The sequence below is a fragment of the Mycobacterium sp. PTI7 genome (assembly GCF_056679845.1).
Window position 1 is genome coordinate 3,064,598 of record NZ_CM155252.1, and the last position, 15,509, is coordinate 3,080,106.

General features: G+C 71.0%; 12 protein-coding genes. 5 read left to right on the top strand and 7 right to left on the bottom strand.

Annotation, left to right across the window (positions count from 1 at the left end; genetic code table 11):
* Positions 1-18 precede the first annotated feature (18 nt).
* Both AC1MEY_RS14700 and AC1MEY_RS14705 read left to right on the top strand, forming a co-directional pair.
* A complete protein-coding gene (locus AC1MEY_RS14700) occupies positions 19-903 on the top strand; it encodes an ABC transporter permease (RefSeq protein WP_480231493.1) in 885 nt (294 codons plus the stop codon).
* A complete protein-coding gene (locus AC1MEY_RS14705; protein WP_480226241.1) occupies positions 900-2,723 on the top strand; it encodes a dipeptide ABC transporter ATP-binding protein in 1,824 nt (607 codons plus the stop codon). Before AC1MEY_RS14700 ends, AC1MEY_RS14705 begins: the two co-directional genes overlap by 4 nt.
* Positions 2,724-2,836: 113 nt before the next feature.
* Here the strand turns inward: AC1MEY_RS14705 and AC1MEY_RS14710 are convergent, their stop codons facing one another.
* Positions 2,837-3,667 carry a hypothetical protein gene (locus tag AC1MEY_RS14710; protein ID WP_480226242.1) on the bottom strand — a complete coding sequence of 277 codons (831 nt, stop codon included), beginning with the start codon at positions 3,665-3,667 and terminating at the stop codon, positions 2,837-2,839.
* Positions 3,668-3,903: 236 nt separating this feature from the next.
* On the opposite strand from AC1MEY_RS14710, the gene AC1MEY_RS14715 reads away from it, so the two are divergent.
* Positions 3,904-5,571, top strand: a complete 1,668-nt coding sequence (locus AC1MEY_RS14715) for an ABC transporter family substrate-binding protein (protein ID WP_480226243.1) — start codon at positions 3,904-3,906, stop codon at positions 5,569-5,571.
* Here the strand turns inward: AC1MEY_RS14715 and AC1MEY_RS14720 are convergent.
* A complete protein-coding gene (locus AC1MEY_RS14720; RefSeq protein ID WP_480226244.1) occupies positions 5,561-6,811 on the bottom strand; it encodes an alpha/beta hydrolase in 1,251 nt (416 codons plus the stop codon). The two genes, AC1MEY_RS14715 and AC1MEY_RS14720, sit on opposite strands and share 11 nt — an antisense overlap.
* Positions 6,812-6,901: 90 nt before the next feature.
* Between AC1MEY_RS14720 and AC1MEY_RS14725 the strand changes: the two genes are divergently transcribed.
* The gene (locus tag AC1MEY_RS14725) at positions 6,902-8,113 is read left to right on the top strand and encodes an acyl-CoA dehydrogenase family protein (protein WP_480226245.1); all 1,212 of its coding nucleotides are present in this window, start codon (positions 6,902-6,904) and stop codon (positions 8,111-8,113) included.
* A gap of 154 nt (positions 8,114-8,267) precedes the next feature.
* Here the strand turns inward: AC1MEY_RS14725 and AC1MEY_RS14730 are convergent, their stop codons facing one another.
* From AC1MEY_RS14730 to AC1MEY_RS14740, 3 genes are read right to left on the bottom strand one after another with little or no spacing between them, the layout of a single operon-like run.
* The gene (locus AC1MEY_RS14730; RefSeq protein WP_480226246.1) at positions 8,268-9,809 is read right to left on the bottom strand and encodes a GMC family oxidoreductase; all 1,542 of its coding nucleotides are present in this window, start codon (positions 9,807-9,809) and stop codon (positions 8,268-8,270) included.
* Positions 9,810-9,866: 57 nt separating this feature from the next.
* Complete coding sequence (locus AC1MEY_RS14735) at positions 9,867-12,515, bottom strand: AAA family ATPase (protein WP_480226247.1); 2,649 nt, start codon at positions 12,513-12,515, stop codon at positions 9,867-9,869.
* Positions 12,512-13,663 carry a metallophosphoesterase family protein gene (locus tag AC1MEY_RS14740; protein WP_480231494.1) on the bottom strand — a complete coding sequence of 384 codons (1,152 nt, stop codon included), beginning with the start codon at positions 13,661-13,663 and terminating at the stop codon, positions 12,512-12,514. The genes AC1MEY_RS14735 and AC1MEY_RS14740 overlap by 4 nt, the downstream gene beginning before the upstream one ends.
* Before the next feature lie 168 nt (positions 13,664-13,831).
* On the opposite strand from AC1MEY_RS14740, the gene AC1MEY_RS14745 reads away from it, so the two are divergent.
* Entirely contained in the window at positions 13,832-14,314 is a 483-nt protein-coding gene (locus AC1MEY_RS14745) for a SixA phosphatase family protein (protein WP_480231495.1), read from the top strand.
* A 4-nt stretch (positions 14,315-14,318) separates the two neighbouring features.
* Here the strand turns inward: AC1MEY_RS14745 and AC1MEY_RS14750 are convergent, their stop codons facing one another.
* The gene (locus AC1MEY_RS14750) at positions 14,319-14,876 is read right to left on the bottom strand and encodes a DUF3558 domain-containing protein (RefSeq protein ID WP_480226248.1); all 558 of its coding nucleotides are present in this window, start codon (positions 14,874-14,876) and stop codon (positions 14,319-14,321) included.
* Positions 14,873-15,457 carry a DUF3558 domain-containing protein gene (locus AC1MEY_RS14755; RefSeq protein WP_480231496.1) on the bottom strand — a complete coding sequence of 195 codons (585 nt, stop codon included), beginning with the start codon at positions 15,455-15,457 and terminating at the stop codon, positions 14,873-14,875. Before AC1MEY_RS14755 ends, AC1MEY_RS14750 begins: the two co-directional genes overlap by 4 nt.
* Positions 15,458-15,509 lie beyond the last annotated feature (52 nt).

Consider the following 15,509-nt stretch of genomic DNA (forward strand, 5'->3'; position numbering starts at 1 on the left):
TCGACGGCCCAGTCCGGCATCTCCGCAGGCGGATTCGCGTCGCGCCGCACCCTGACCACGCGCCGCTTCCTGCGCAACCGCCTCGCCGTCGGCGCGCTCGCGATCCTGGTCCTGCTGTTCGTCGGCTGCTACGCGCTGCCGCCGCTGCTGCCGTGGAGCTACACCGAGCTGGACTACCTGGCGCTGCAGCAGCCGCCGAGCACCAGCCACTGGTTCGGCACCAACTCGCTCGGCCAGGACCTGCTGGCGCAGACGCTGCGCGGCATGCAGAAGTCGCTGCTGATCGGCGTGTGCGTGGCGTTCGTGTCGACGGTGATCGCCGCGACCGTCGGGGCCATCGCCGGTTACTTCGGCGGCTGGCGCGACCGCGTCGAGATGTGGGTCGTGGACCTGCTTCTGGTGGTGCCGAGCTTCATCCTGATCCTGATCATCACCCCGCGCACCCGCGGCGCCGACACCGTGTTCTGGCTGATCCTGCTGCTCGCCGCGTTCAGCTGGATGATCAGCGCACGCATCGTCCGCGGCCTGACGATGAGCCTGCGCGAGCGCGAATTCGTCACCGCAGCGCGGTACATGGGGGTGTCGAACCGCCGGATCATCGTGCGGCACGTGCTGCCCAACGTGGCGTCGATCATCATCATCGACACGGCGCTCAACGTCGGCATCGCGATCCTCGCCGAGACCGGCCTGAGCTTCCTGGGCTTCGGCATCCAGCCGCCCGACGTCTCCCTCGGCACGCTCATCAGCGACGGCACCCCGTCGGCGCTGACGTTCCCGTGGCTGTTCCTGTTCCCGGCCGGCATCCTGGTGCTGATCGTGATGTGCGCCAACGTCATCGGCGACGGTCTGCGCGATGCGCTCGACCCGAGCTCGCGGACCCTGCGACGGCGGCGGCGCCCGTGACCGGCCTGCTGTCCGTGACGGACCTGACCGTCACCTTCCCCACCGACGGGCCGGACGTCGCCGCGGTGCGCGGCATGTCCTTCGACGTCGGCCCGGGCGAGGTGGTCGCACTCGTCGGCGAGTCCGGCGCCGGAAAGTCCGCCACCGCGATGGCCGTGATCGGACTGCTGCCCGAGTTCGCCGACGTCAGCGGATCGGTCAAGCTGCACGGTGACGAGCTGATCGGGCTCGACGACACCGCGATGTCGCGCATCCGCGGGCGCGTCGTCGGCACCGTGTTCCAGGATCCGATGTCGGCGCTGACGCCGGTCTACACCGTGGGCGACCAGATCGCCGAGGCGCTGCGGGTGCACCAGCGCGATCTCGGCCGCGCCGCGGCGAAGGCGCGAGCCGTCGAACTGCTCGAACTGGTGGGCATCGCCCAACCCGACCGACGGGCCCGCGCGTTCCCCCACGAGCTGTCCGGCGGCGAGCGGCAGCGCGTCGTCATCGCGATCGCGATCGCCAACGATCCCGACCTGATCATCTGCGACGAACCGACCACCGCCCTCGACGTCACCGTGCAGGCGCAGATCCTCGACGTGCTGCGCACCGCGCGCGACGTCACCGGGGCGGGCGTGCTGATCATCACCCACGACCTCGGCGTGGTGTCCGAGTTCGCCGACCGCGCACTGGTTATGTACGCGGGTCGGGCGGTCGAGACGGCGCCGGTGGCCGACATCGTCCGCGACCGCGTGATGCCCTACACCGTCGGCCTGCTCGGCTCCGTACCGCGACTCGACGCCCCGCAGGGCGCGCGGCTGGTGCCCATCCCCGGTGTGCCGCCGTCGATGGCGGGGCTGCCCGCCGGCTGCCCGTTCGCGCCGCGCTGCCCGCTGGTGATCGACGAGTGCCGCGAGGCCGAGCCGCCGCTGATCCCCGTCGGGACCGCCCACACCGCGGCGTGCATCCGCACCGAACACGTCCAGGGACGCACCGCGAGCGAGGTGTACGGCGTGTCGACCGCCCCCACCGACGCGGCGCCCGATCCCGATGCGCCCGTCGTGCTGCGGGTGACCGACCTGGTGAAGACCTACGACCTGACCAAGGGCGTGGTGTTCAAGCGGAAGGTCGGGGAGGTGCGCGCCGTCGACGGCATCAGCTTCGACCTCCGTCAGGGGCAGACGGTCGGCATCGTCGGCGAGTCCGGTTCGGGCAAGTCGACGACGCTGCACCAGATCCTGGAGTTGGAGGCGCCGCAGGGCGGGTCGATCGAGGTGCTCGGCCACGACGTCGCGTCCCTGGACCGCCGCGGCCGACGGGCCCTGCGCGGCGACCTGCAGGTGGTGTTCCAGGATCCGGTGGCCTCGCTCGACCCCCGGCTGCCGGTGTTCGACGTCCTGTCGGAACCGCTGAGCGCCAACGGGTTCGAGAAGGGCCACATCGACGAGCGAGTCGCCGAGCTGCTGACACTGGTGGGCATGCGGCGCGACGACGCCAGCCGCTACCCCGCCGAGTTCTCGGGTGGCCAGAAGCAGCGGATCGGCATCGCGCGAGCACTGGCGCTGCAACCCAAGATCCTGGCCCTCGACGAGCCGGTGTCGGCGCTCGACGTGTCCATCCAAGCCGGCATCATCAACCTGCTGCTCGACCTACAGGAGCGGTTCGGACTGTCGTACCTGTTCGTCTCGCACGACCTGTCGGTGGTCAAGCACCTCGCCGATCGCGTGGTGGTGATGCACGACGGCGTGATCGTGGAAGCCGGCGACGCCGACACCGTCTTCGCCGACCCCCGGCACGACTACACCCGCCGGTTGCTGTCGGCGGTGCCGCAGATCTGAGGGGGTGGGCCTGCGCGTCAGGTCCTGTTCTCGTCGTCGCTTCTCGCCGTACGTGCGAGTACGGCGGAGAATCGGCCGAAATCCCGCCGTACCCGCACGTACGGCGGGACGGATCACGCCGCGAAGCCGATCGACAGCCACGGGGTGGGAACGCCGTGTCGCTCGAACGCCAGCCGCGTGCGCTCGATGATGGTGGCGTCGGTGTCATCCATCGTGATCCGCACGTCGTCCCAGCCGAGCGCCGTCACCGACTCGTGCCGCCGGATGTCCCGATTGAACCGGCGAGCCGTCAGGCGATGGTGCTCCCCTTCGTAATCGGCGCCGACGCCCACGTCGCGCCACCCCATGTCGAGGACCGCCACCAGTTGTCCGTACTCGTCGCGGACGGGGATCTGCGTCTCGGGCCGAGGGAAACCGGCGCGCACGTAGAGCAGTCGCAGCCGGGTCTCCTGCGGCGACTCCGAGCCGGCGTCCACCAGATCGAGCACCTCGCGAGCCCGCACCATCGATCGCCGACCCGCATACCGTCGCGCCAGCTCGTGCACCTCGGCCAGGTCGAGGCGGGTCGCGTTGGCCAGGGCGTCGATCGCGGCGACGGCGGCGTCGACCGGCAACCGGCACGCCAGGTCGAGAGCCGTCCGGGCCGGCGTGGTCACCCGCATCCCCCGGATCGTCACCACCTCGTCGGGCTGGTAGCGGTCCGACCAGGCGTCGATGCCCCGCGGCGGGCGACGATTGGGATGCAGTAGTTGGGCCGGCGCCGCGTCGTCGACCCACTTCGCGCCGTGCATCGCCGACGCCGATCGCCCCGCGAGCACACCCCGACGGCCCGACCACAACCACGCGGCCCGCGCGCGGATCGACGCGGTCGGCCGGACCCCTCGCGGCAGGTAGACGTCGGGATGCAAGGCGACGTAGTCGCGCCGCAGTCGGTGCCGCGTCATCTGGCCCGAGTCGACGGCCTCCGTACCGATGATCGGTTACCCCATGGCCGCAGTGTCACCCCGGTCACCGACATCGCCCGCCGTACGTGCGAGTACGGCGGAGAAGCGGCCGAAATCCCGCCGTACTCGCACGTACGGCGGGGGCCTGGGCCGCGACGGTGGGTCGCAAGCCGGCGAACCCGACCGGACCACGGCCTCCGGCGCGACGGCCCGCACCACCATTAGAGTCGGTCCGCATGACGTGCCGACGCCTTGCCAGCCTCCTCGTGGTGGCCGGACTGTTCCTCGTGTCCTGTTCGAGCGGCGACCAGACCCCTCCGTCGGCCGGTGGCGACGCCGCCGTCGGCAGCACCAGCGACATGAACCCGCAGGACCCCGCGACCCTGCAGGAGGGCGGCGCGCTCCGCCTGGCGCTCTCCGGCTTCCCGGAGAACTTCAACTCGTTGCACATCGACGGCAACGTCGCCGATCAGGGCGCTATGATGCGCGCCACGCTGCCGCGGGCCTTCCGCATCGCGCCCGACGGCAGCACCACCGTCAACACCGACTACTTCACCAACGTCGAGCTGACCGGCACCAACCCCCAGGTGGTCACGTACACGATCAACCCCAAGGCCACCTGGACCGACGGCACGCCGGTCACCTGGGAGGACATCAGGTCCCAGATCGACGCGACCAACGGCAAGAACAAGGACTTCGCGATCGCCAGCCCCAACGGCAGCGAGCGCGTCGCCTCGGTCACCCGCGGCGTCGACGACCGGCAGGCGATCATGACCTTCGCCAAGCCGTACTCCGAGTGGCGCGGCATGCTCTCCGGCAACACGATGCTGCTGCCCAGGAGTTCGACCGCGACGCCGGAGGCGTTCAACAAGTCTCAGCTGAGCCAGCCCGGCCCGTCCGCGGGACCGTTCCAGATCACCAACGTCGACCGGACCGCGCAGCGAATCACCCTGACCCGCAACCCGAAGTGGTGGGGCACCACACCGCGTCTGGACACGATCACCTACTCGGTGCTCGACGACGCCGCGCGCATCCCCGCCCTGCAGAGCAATGCACTGGACGCGACGGGCCTGGGCAGCCTCGACGAGATGGAGATCGCCCGCCGCACGGCAGGCATCTCGATCCGTCGCGCACCCGGATTGGGCTGGTATCACTTCACGTTCAACGGCGCCCCCGGCTCGATCCTGGCCGACAAGGCGGTGCGGCAGGCCGTGTCGAAGGGCATCGACCGGCAGACCATCGCCAGCGTGACGCAGCGCGGCCTCGCAGACAATCCCGTTCCGCTGAACAACCACATCTTCGTCGCCGGCCAGGAGGGCTACCAGGACAACAGCGGCGTCGTCGCGTTCGATCCGGAGGCCGCCAAACGCGAACTCGACGGGCTCGGCTGGACCATGAACGGTCAGTTCCGGGAGAAGGACGGCAAGCAGCTCGTCATCCGCGACATCTTCTACGACGCCGCCAGTACCCGTCAGGTGGCGCAGATCGCGCAGAACAACCTCGCCCAGATCGGCGTGAAGCTCGACCTGGAGGCCAAGGGCGGCAACGGTTTCTTCAGCCAGTACATCACCGTCGGGAACTTCGACATGGCGCAGTTCAGCTGGGTCGCCGACGCGTTCCCCCTGTCGGGCCTGACGCAGATCTACCTGTCGACCGGCGAGAGCAACTTCGGCAAGATCGGCAGCCCGGAGATCGACGCGAAGATCGAGCAGACCCTCGAGGAACTCGACCCCGCCAAGGCGCGCGTCCTCGCCAACGAACTCGACGAGCTGATCTGGGCCGAGGGCTTCAGCCTGCCGCTGACGCAGTCGCCGGGCAACGTGGCCGTGCGCAGCAACCTCGCGAACTTCGGCGCCGCGGGACTGTCGGACGTCGACTACACCGCGATCGGCTTCACGAAGTAGTCGCGTTGCGCACCGCACGCGGGACCGCGGCGGGCACCACCGACTCCGCCACCGCGGCGGCGCCGATGCCCCACGTGAGCAAGCGGAACGCGAGCGACCCCGGCTGAGCGTCGAGATCGGCGGCGCGGGCGGGTAGTCGGTCGGCGTGGCCGGCGTCGAGCGCCACGGCGATCTCGAGGGCGGCGGGCTCCTTGGCGTCGAGCACGCTGTGGCCCGCGGTCGGCAGTTCCACGAGTACCGAGCCGGGGACGAGCGACGCGATGCGCCGCGCCACCGACGGCGGGGTGGTCAGGTCGCGTCCGCCGGAGACGACGACGGTGGGCCAGTCGAAGCGGGGCATGTCGGCGATCAGGTCGAACGGCTCGGCGACGAAGTCGGGGTCACCGGTGGCCAGTTCGCGCAGTGCCACCGCCGGGTCCAGCGGACCGCCGTCCGGCACCGCGCCGTAGTTCAGCTCGCGGTATCCGATCCTGCCGACCAGGTCCGGTTCGTGGTGGTACGGCGTCTTGCGTTCGAACATGAACCTGGCGCCGAATCCGACTGCGCCCCAAAGCCAGTCGTGGCCGGTGAGCAGCAGGTCGAGCTGGCGGCGCAGCACGTCCGGCCCCGCGTATCCGTAGAGGTCGGCCGCGATCTGGGTGGCGGTGGAGCGCAGGACGCCGCCGGCGACGAGGCGCTGCATTTTCTCGGCCACGTCGGACGTCCCCGGCTCGGTCCCGTCCCACAGCACGCGACGAATGGCGGCACGCACCTCGTCGACGTCGTCGGCGGACAGCAGCGGCGAGTCGAGCACCATCGCGTGCACGCGGTCGGGGTGGCGGACCCCGACGCCCGCGGCGAGGTAGGTCCCGTAGGACGTGCCGTACACCGACGCGGTGGACACGCCGGCGTCGTCGAGGACGGCGGCGACGTCGTCGACCACGGCCTCGATGGTCAGCGCCTCGGGCGGAAGGTCCGCGCCGTCGTCGTCGTGCCGCGACATGCCGACCCCGCGGTGCTCGATCATGACCACGTCGAGTCCACGCGCGGCCCACCGGCCACGCATCGCCCGGTAGAGCGCGATCGAGGCGGCCCCCGGACCGCCCGGGATGACGACCATCGGATGCTCGGAGGGCTCGCCGGTGCGGACGTAGAAGAGGTCGAACTCGCGGCCGTCCCCGACCGGTCTGCGGACCGACCGGACGCCCGGCAGCGCGGCGAGCTTGTCGTGCGTCCGCCTGCGCTTCTCGTTCATCGTCATCACCACCATTGTGCCTGCGGAGCGCGTCGCTTCGGTTCGGGGTGATTCAAAGCAGTGCCACCCGGCGTCGCCGTCCGTAGAACGGTGAGCATGACCACCGTGGAAGGCATCGACCGCATCCTGCCCGGCTCGACCGGCTGGACCGAACTACTCGCCCGCATCGGATCCGGCGCCAAGGACCGAGACCTCAATGACGAGAACCCCTTCGATCAGGTTGCCGCGCTCAAGCAGGCCGGCTTCGGCACACTGCGCGTACCCGAAGAGCTGGGCGGCGCCGGATTGACGCTGCCGCATCTGTTCTCCGCGATCATCGACGTGGCCCGCGCGGATCCGATTGTGGCGCACATCTTCCGGACGCACTTCTGGTTCGTCGAGGAGCGACTGCGCACCGTCTCGGACGAGGGCTCGCTGCGCTGGCTGCGCGAGGTCACGGCCGGCAAGGTGTTCGGCAACGCGTTCAGCGAGAAGGGCGGCAACGCCGTCGGCAGCCTGGTGTTCAACACGCGCCTGCTGCCCGACGGTGCGCGCCTCCGGCTCGACGGCGAGAAGTACTACAGCACCGGCACGCTGTTCTCCGACTACCTCACGGTCACGGCCACCACCGACCACGACTCCGTGGCCAACGTCGTGATCCCCGCCGACCGGTCCGGGGTGAAGATCGTCGACGACTGGGACGGCTTCGGTCAGCGTCGCACCGGCACCGGCACGACGACGTTCACGAACGTCGCGGTGTCGGCCGACGAGGTGCTTTCGGACAGCTCCTATGACGCCGAGCCCGTGCCGACGGTGCAGTACGCGGCGCTGCAGCTGTTCATCCACGCCGTGGTCGCGGGCATCCTGGCCAACGTCGTCGACGACGGCGTCGCACTGCTGCGGTCCCGCGCCCGCAGCTTCAGCCACGCCACGTCGGAGCGGCCGACCGACGACCCGCTGCTGCAGCGCCAGCTCGGCGTCCTCGCCTCCACCGCGTCGATCGCGCGGGCCGCCGTGCTCGACGCCGCCCAGGCGATCGCCGATGCCGTCGACTCCGAGGTGGACGGCGTTCCCGACGCCGCTCTGGCCACCGAGGCCCAGCTGCGGGCGGCCAAGGTGAAGGTCCACCTCGACGACGTCGCACCCGAGGCGGCCACCCGGCTGCTTGAACTCGGCGGCGCCAGCGCGGCGAGCCGGCAGCGCAACCTGGACCGGCACTGGCGCAACATCCGCACGATCACGCTGCACAACCCGGTGGCGTACAAGGCCCGGGTGATCGGCGAGAACCTGCTGCACGACACCCCCATCCCCGCCAACGCCTACTTCTGACCGCCCCCGAACAACCCGCGAAAAGACGCAAACGTGCACTTTGGCACGGTGTTTCGTGCACGTTTACGTCTGCTCGCGGGAGGAAATGGGCCTGCCGCCCGCGACGTTCTCCGCACCCCGGCGACCGGCAGTGCAGGCGGCCGGCTGACCCCGGCTACGACGCGGACGTGATGAGGTCGGCGGCCTTCTCCCCGATCAGCACCGACGGGGCATGGGTGTGGCCGCGGATGATGGTCGGCATCACCGACGCGTCGGCCACCCGGAGGCCGTCGACGCCGCGGACGCGCAGCTGCGGATCGACGACGCTGTCCTCGTCGCTGCCCATGCGGCAGGTGCCGACGGGGTGATACAGCGTGTGCGACACGGTGTTCAGCGCCCGCTCGAGGGTCTCCTCGGACAGTTCGGTGGCGCCGACGGGCCGCGCGATCGCGCCGAGCAGACGGCGCATCGACGGCGCGGCGACGATCTCGGCGGTCATCCGTAGCCCGGCCATCAGGGCCTGGCGGTCGGCGCCCTCCGGATCGGTGAGGTAGCCGGGATCGATCAGCGGCTTCACCAGCGGGTCGGCCGAGGCGAGCGTGATCGTCCCGCTGCTCTTCGGCGTGAGCAGGATCGGCCCGGTCACCACGCCGTGGCGGGTGGGCGGTTCGCCGATGCCCTCGTCGAAGAACGGTGCGGGCGCGAACAGCAACTCCAGGTCCGGCAGGTCGAGGTCGGGCCTGCTGCGGACGAAGCCGTACGCCTCCCCGACGTTCGACGTGAGCATCCCCCGGCGCCGAGCGAGGTAGTTGATCAGCTGCAGCGGCTTCTCGGCGGCCTGCAGCGAGTCGCCGGCGACGTCGAAGCCCAGCGGCACCACGAGGTGGTCGAGGAGATTGCGGCCGACCTCGGGGGCGTGTCGAACCGAGGCGATGCCGAACTCGGCCAGCCGGTCACGGTCGCCGATGCCCGACAGCATGAGCAACTGCGGCGTGTTCACCGCACCGCCACACAGCACCACCTCGCGGCGCGCCTCCACGATCTCGCGTCGGCCGCCCCGGGTGAACTCGACGCCGACGGCGCGGCGGCCGTCGAAGATGACCCGGGTGACGGTGGATTCGGTGAAGACCTTCAGGTTGCCCTTGCGCACGGCCGGCTTGAGATAGGCGTCGGCGGTACTCCAACGGGCGCCGCGGCGTTGCGTCACCCGCGTCTCGCAGAACCCCTCGGGGTTCTCCTGATTCGGCGGCTCGACTGAGTAGCCACACTCTCGGACAGCCGCCAGCCACGCCGCCGTGGACTGCCGCGGGCTGCGCTGCGGGGAGACCTCCAGCGGGCCGTTCTCGATGCGGTTGAAGTACTTCGCGACGCTGGACCACGACCACTCCGGCCCCGCACGTCGCGCCCACTCGTCGTAGTCTGCGGCGAACCCGCGGACCCACATCATGGCGTTCATCGACGAGGAGCCGCCGAACATCTTGCCGCGCGGCCAGTACACCTGCCTGCCGTCGAGTTCCTTCTGCGGCTCGGTGAGGTAGTTCCAGTCCATCGGCCCGCGGAACAGCTTGGAGAACGCGGCGGGGATGTGGACGAACTTGTCCTTGTCGGGCGGGCCTGCCTCGATGACGGCCACCCGGACACCCGGCGAGGCGCCGAGCCGGTTGGCGACCACCGAGCCGGCGGATCCCGTTCCCACGACGATGTAGTCGGCCTTCACGTGGCACGAGTGTAGGAGCCGCGACGGCGCTTTTCAGCCGAACGCGGCGCTTGCCGCCTAAACGGCTGCCGTCAGCTCGATGCGGTGGGCGTCCACGACGCCGGCGTAGCGCTCGGGACTGCAGGTCAGGACGATGACCTGCCCGTCGCCGCCGACCGCGTCGAACACCTCGGCCATCCGGCTCAGGCGGTTGGCGTCGCTGAAGCCCAGCGCGTCGTCGATGACGACGGGGACGCCGTCCTCCTTGGCGACCAACGCCGCACCCGCGAGCCTGGCCACGATGCCGAGTTGCTCCTTGGCGCCGCCGGACAGCGAGTCGTAGGGCACCGTGCAGCCGTCGAGCGTGCGGCTCTGGATGCGCAGCTCGGCGTCGATCTCCACCTCGAAGTCGGCGCCGAACACGATGCGGCCCAACCGTTCCACCTCCAGGCGGAACGGGTCGACGTACCGCTGCCGGGCGTCGTCGCGGTGCCGCGCCATCACCGTGCGCAACGTCATCACGGCGGTGGCGCGGCGCTTGAGCCGCAACCAGGTGCCCTCGGCGTAGCCGTGCTCGAGCAGGGCCTCGTCGAGCCGTCCCCGGCGCCCCTCGGTGCCGTAGACGCCCAGCTCCGCCTCGGTGCGGACGAGCTGCTCGGCGACGTCGTCGTGCCGACGGCTCAGCAGAGCCGCGTGCGCGGATGCCTGGTCGAACTCGGCGGTGACGGCGGCCGGGTGGGCGGCCTCGAACTCGGTGGTCAGTTCCTCTACGCGAGCGGCGGTGTCGCGCACGCGGTCGGCGGCGGCCGACGCCCGCAGCGTCAGCTCGTCGTCGGTGGCGGCCGCACGACCCTGCTCCAGCCGCTCGGCCAGCGTGGTCGTGCGGGTGCGTGCCGATCCCACGGCCGTCCGCACACCCTCCGACCGCGCGGCCAACTGCGCGACGAGGGTGGCCGCGGTGGCGCTCGCATCCCGGAGTTCGCCTGCAGCGGTGCGCTTCTCGCGGTACGCGGCCGTCGCCGCGTCGAACGCGGCCCGGGCCTGGTCGACGGTCGGCGACTCACCTGCGGGCAGATCGGCCCGCAGCCGCGTCAGCCGCGCCCGCAGCGTCTCGACGTCGTCGTCGCCGGCGAGCGCGTCACGCGCCGCCTGCAGGCGCTGTGCCAGCTCGGCGTGTTCGCGGCGCTGCCCGTCGAGCACCCGCGCCGCCGCCACGTCGGACACGCCGGCCTCGTCGAGGGCGCGGGCGAGGACCTGACGCTTCGCCTCCAGCGCCTCACCCCTGTGTGCGGCGGGCGTGCCGGGCACCACGCGGACGGTCAGCACGCCGGGCAGGCTCACCTCGGTCGGGGACGTCGCGCTGGTGACCCACGTGTCGCCCACGGGCAGCGACACCGGTTCACCGTCGACGTCGACCGCGATGTCGGTGGCCGCGACGAGTTCGATGCGGGCCGAGGCGGCGTCGGCGGCCGCGGCGGCGACGTCGACCTCCGCGGCGGCCGTCTCGATGAGCCGCATCGACCGGTCGGTCAGCCGGATGTCTGCGAGTTCCGCTGCGGCGGTGCGCAACCCGGCGTCGGCGGCGTCGATCTTCGCGATCCGGGCGGCGAGGACGTCCGCATCCGTGCGGCGGGCGATCTGCTCGACCACCGTGCGCGCCGCCTCGACCCCGGCCTGGGCGGTCTCGACGTCGACGGCGGCTGCGGCCGCCGCGTCGGCTGCTGCGGCGTGCGCGGCGCGGGCGGCCACCTCCTGGTCGACGGCCTGCTGCAGGTCGGCCTCGAGACCGGCGATGGCGGCCTCGTCGCGCGCGAGTTCGGTTGCCAGACGGCGTCGTTCGTCGACGGCAGCCGATGCGGCGGCGTGCGTCGTGGCCGCGGCCTCGGCGAGCACGCGGGCCTGCTCGAGCCGCCCGGCGATCTTCGCCACCGCGTCGGCGCGCAGACGTGCCGCGTCCAGCCGTCGTACCGCCTCGTCGCGCTCGACGACGACCGCCGCCAGCTCGGTCGTAAGCGCGTCATGCCGCGCGACCGCCTCGTCGATCTCCGCGACGGCCGTGCGGCAGGCGTCGACCGCGTCCGCGGTGGCCTGGCGTCGCTTGCCCGCAGCGGCCCACTCCCCCGTCGGCCGTCCGGTGGACGTGAAGTACTGCTTGAACTCGACGTCGATGCGGTCGATCAGGAGCGGCTCCGATCCCGACAGCGCCGCACCCGTCGACGCCGAACCGGTCAGGCTGACCGACTGCCCCGCCGCCACGTCGAGCGCCCGGGACAGCGCGTCACAGCCGGACAGGTCGACGGGTGAGGTGGCCGACGCCTGCAGGACGCGCTGGGCCTCCCACAGCCGGACGTCGACGGTCTCGGCGAGGATCGCCAGGACGCGGTCATGGGCCTCGTCGCCGGTCCACTGCTCGCGCGCGGGCGCGGTGACCGTCAGTTCGGTGACCGGACGCTTGTGGAAGCGCTTGAAGTACGTGAAGCGGTACGGACCCGTGGAGATCTCGGCGGTGACCTCTGCCCCCTCGTCGACGTGGGTGGGCTTGACCTGCTTCACCTCCTTCTTGCTCGAGCGGTCCTTCGCGTCGAGGAGCAGGTCGAGCGCCTCGATCATCGACGACTTGCCGATCTCGTTGGCGCCGCTGACCACGACGATGCCGCGATCGGGGAACTCGATGTCGCGGAACGTGATTCCACGGTAGTTGCGCAGGGTCAGGCGGTGCAGTTTCACGCCGCACCCCGATCGACGAGACGCAGCAGCAGCGCGAGGGCCGCGCGTGCGTCGTCGGACTGGTCGTCCTCCAGCTTGGCGGCGGCGACCAGCTCGTCGACGGCCGCCGCGGCGAAGCCACCGATGCCGAGATCGTCGAACTCGCCGTCGGCCGGCATCACCACGACGTCGGTCTGGCTCTCCCACACCGTCAGTGCGGCGAACCGGCGCGCGTACTTGTCGAGGCACGCGTCGAGCGCGGCCTTGTCGGTGACGGTGAGGGTCCCGTTCAGGCCGACCTGGACCACGGTGCGGTCCTTCTCGGTGAGCAGGTCCAGGTTGAGGTCCAGATCGGTCACGTCGCGGCTGGTGTCCACGGTGTGGCGCAGCGACACGAACCGCCACCTGCCGACCCGGCGTGCGCCGACCTCGACGCGCCGCGCCGGATCCGCCTCGTCGACGTCGACCACCAGGACGTGGCCGGGATCGTTCTCGACGTGGTCGTAGTTGGTGACCTCCGGCGAACCGGAGTACCACACCCGGCCGGTGCCGCCGACCTGCATGCGAGAGTGCTTGTCGCCCAGCGCCACGTAGTGCACCGACCCCTCGGCCAGGGCCTCCTCGACCGCCGACAGCCGGATGTAGGACGCCTTCTCCCGGTCGGCCTGGTGCACGTCGACGCCGCCGTGCGCGACCACGATCCGGGTGACCCCGTCCTCGGCGGACAGCCCGGCGAGGACGTCGGCCACCAGATCGGTGGTGGGCACCTTCGAATGCCATGGCGCCGCGACGATCTGCAGTCCCGGCCGCACCTCGTGCACCCCGGCGCGGTCGAGCACGACGACGTTGTCCGGGCACTCCGCGCGGAACAGCGCGCTGGTGTAGACCGACCCGGCGTCGAGCGGATCGTGGTTGCCCGGCAGCAGGTACACCGGGACGCCGATGCCCCGCATGGCCTCGAGCGACTGGCTGACGACGCGCGGCGCGAGGTGGTTGTCCTCGAAGACGTCGCCCGCCACCACGACGAACTCGGCACCGACCTCGGCGGCGAGCGGGCCCAGGGCCGCCACCACGTCACGCCGCGCGGCCGAATACCGCGGCTGCGCCTCGTCGTTGAGGAAGTGCCGCGTCATGCCGAGCTGCCAGTCGGCGGTGTGCAGGAAGCGCATCCGGATCGTCCCTCCCCCATCTCGTCTTTCGGGTGTGAGAGGAGTGTAGGTCCGGGCTCCGACAAGTCCTCGGACCTCGACCGGCATGTGGGCGACCTACCGGGTGCGGCCCCACCCGGCAGGCCGCGGCCCGGCTAGTTTGAGGGGGTGACCAGGACCCTGCTGCTGATGCGACACGCCAAGTCGGACTACCCGGGTGGCGTCGCCGACCACGACCGCCCGCTCGCCGACCGCGGCATCCGCGAGGCGCCACTGGCGGGCGACTGGATCCGGGCCAACGCGCCCGACGTCGACGCCGTGCTGTGCTCGACGGCCACCCGCACCCGGCAGACGTTGGCCCGCACCGGCATCGAGGCGCCCGTGACCTACCTCGACGAGCTGTACGACGCGGTACCCGGCACCGTCATCGCCGCCATCAACGGCGTCGCCGAGGACGTGCGGACGCTGCTCGTCGTCGGCCACGAGCCCACCACGAGCGGTCTGGCACTCGGTCTCGCGGACCCGGACGGCGACCACGACGCCGCCGCGGTCGCCCAGGAGATCTCCGCGAAGTTCCCGACGTCGGCCATCGCGATGCTGCGCACCGACGGAGCGTGGGCGGACCTGGCGCTCGGCGGGGCGACGCTGGTCGCCTTCCACGTGCCGCGGTAGCGGGCTAGTTGTTGGTGTTGAGCGTCAGTTCCATCAACTTGATCGCCATGCCGCACGCGTCGATGCCCGGGGCCTGGGGATTGACCCACCAGCCGACGACACCGGCGGCGTCACTCGCGACGCCGCACGCGCCGTTGGGGTCGTTGGGCTTCATGACGATCGACGGGACGCCGTTCACGGCCCGGCTCTCGATCTGGTAGTTGAGCTTCTGCGCGGTCTGGCGCTCGTTGTCGAGGCTGCCCTGCTCGAACCAGAAGCGGGTGATGTCGATCAGACCGGCCGGGTTCAGCGCCTGCCAGCGGCAGATCGCGCCCACGAACGTGCTCTGGATGTCGAGCGGATCGGCACCGACCGTCTCGGCGAGGATGTCCTGGGTCAGGACGTCGCACTCCTTGAGCAGGTTGGGGTACTGACGCTCGGAGTCGTCGTTGCGCTGTACGTCGCCGGCGCCGGCCTTGACCGCGGTGCCCTCGACGGACTGCGAGCAGCCCTGGACGCCGAGCAGCACGGTCAGCGCACCGAGGACGGCACCGACCCCGGTGGTGACGCGGCGGGCGCTCACTTGCTGTTCACGATCGACTGGCGGGTGAGTTCCTTGGCGACCTCACACGCGTCCGGGAACGGCTTCTGGGCGAAGCTGACGGACCACTCGATGAAGTCGTCGTCGAAACCGATGCCGATCTCGCAGAGGCTGACGCCGAGCGTCGGGTCGTCACTGAAGGCGATGAAGCCGTCGTTGCCCTCGATGTTGATGTCCTCGACGCTCGTTCTCGACAGTTCCTCGGTCTTCCGTTCGCGGCCGATCGGGCTGCCGCGGAACCAGGAGAACGAGAAGTGCGGTCCGAGCACGCCGCCACCGGCCAGCCACTGGCAGCCCACCGACGTCTTCGCGGTGTTGACCAGACCGGGGACCTGGGTCAGTTCGCCGACGCTCTGGTCGGTCACACCGCCGCACTCCGGGAAGAACGGCCCGTGCTTGATCGCGCCACCCTGCTCGGGCGCCGAGGAGGCACCCACGTTCGACGGTTCGTCGGACGAGGAGCACGCGGCGAACACCGGAACGACTGCCAGGAGCGCCACGGCCAGTGCCTTCGCGTGGTGCCCGCCACGAGTGCTGCCCGGGCGGGCGCGCGGAAGTCCCATCACGCCCGCAACTGTAGCGGCAGCCCGGAACCCCGACCACCAGCACATCCCT

What these genes read in the sequence shown, in the direction of transcription:
- AC1MEY_RS14710 (WP_480226242.1), bottom strand. Translation starts at nt 3,667, where the DNA reads ATGACGCGGCACCGACTGCGGCGCGACTACGTCGCCTTGCATCCCGAC.
- AC1MEY_RS14715 (WP_480226243.1), top strand. Translation starts at nt 3,904, where the DNA reads ATGACGTGCCGACGCCTTGCCAGCCTCCTCGTGGTGGCCGGACTGTTC.
- AC1MEY_RS14720 (WP_480226244.1), bottom strand. Translation starts at nt 6,811, where the DNA reads ATGACGATGAACGAGAAGCGCAGGCGGACGCACGACAAGCTCGCCGCG.
- AC1MEY_RS14725 (WP_480226245.1), top strand. Translation starts at nt 6,902, where the DNA reads ATGACCACCGTGGAAGGCATCGACCGCATCCTGCCCGGCTCGACCGGC.
- AC1MEY_RS14740 (WP_480231494.1), bottom strand. Translation starts at nt 13,663, where the DNA reads ATGCGCTTCCTGCACACCGCCGACTGGCAGCTCGGCATGACGCGGCAC.
- AC1MEY_RS14745 (WP_480231495.1), top strand. Translation starts at nt 13,832, where the DNA reads ATGCGACACGCCAAGTCGGACTACCCGGGTGGCGTCGCCGACCACGAC.
- AC1MEY_RS14755 (WP_480231496.1), bottom strand. Translation starts at nt 15,457, where the DNA reads ATGGGACTTCCGCGCGCCCGCCCGGGCAGCACTCGTGGCGGGCACCAC.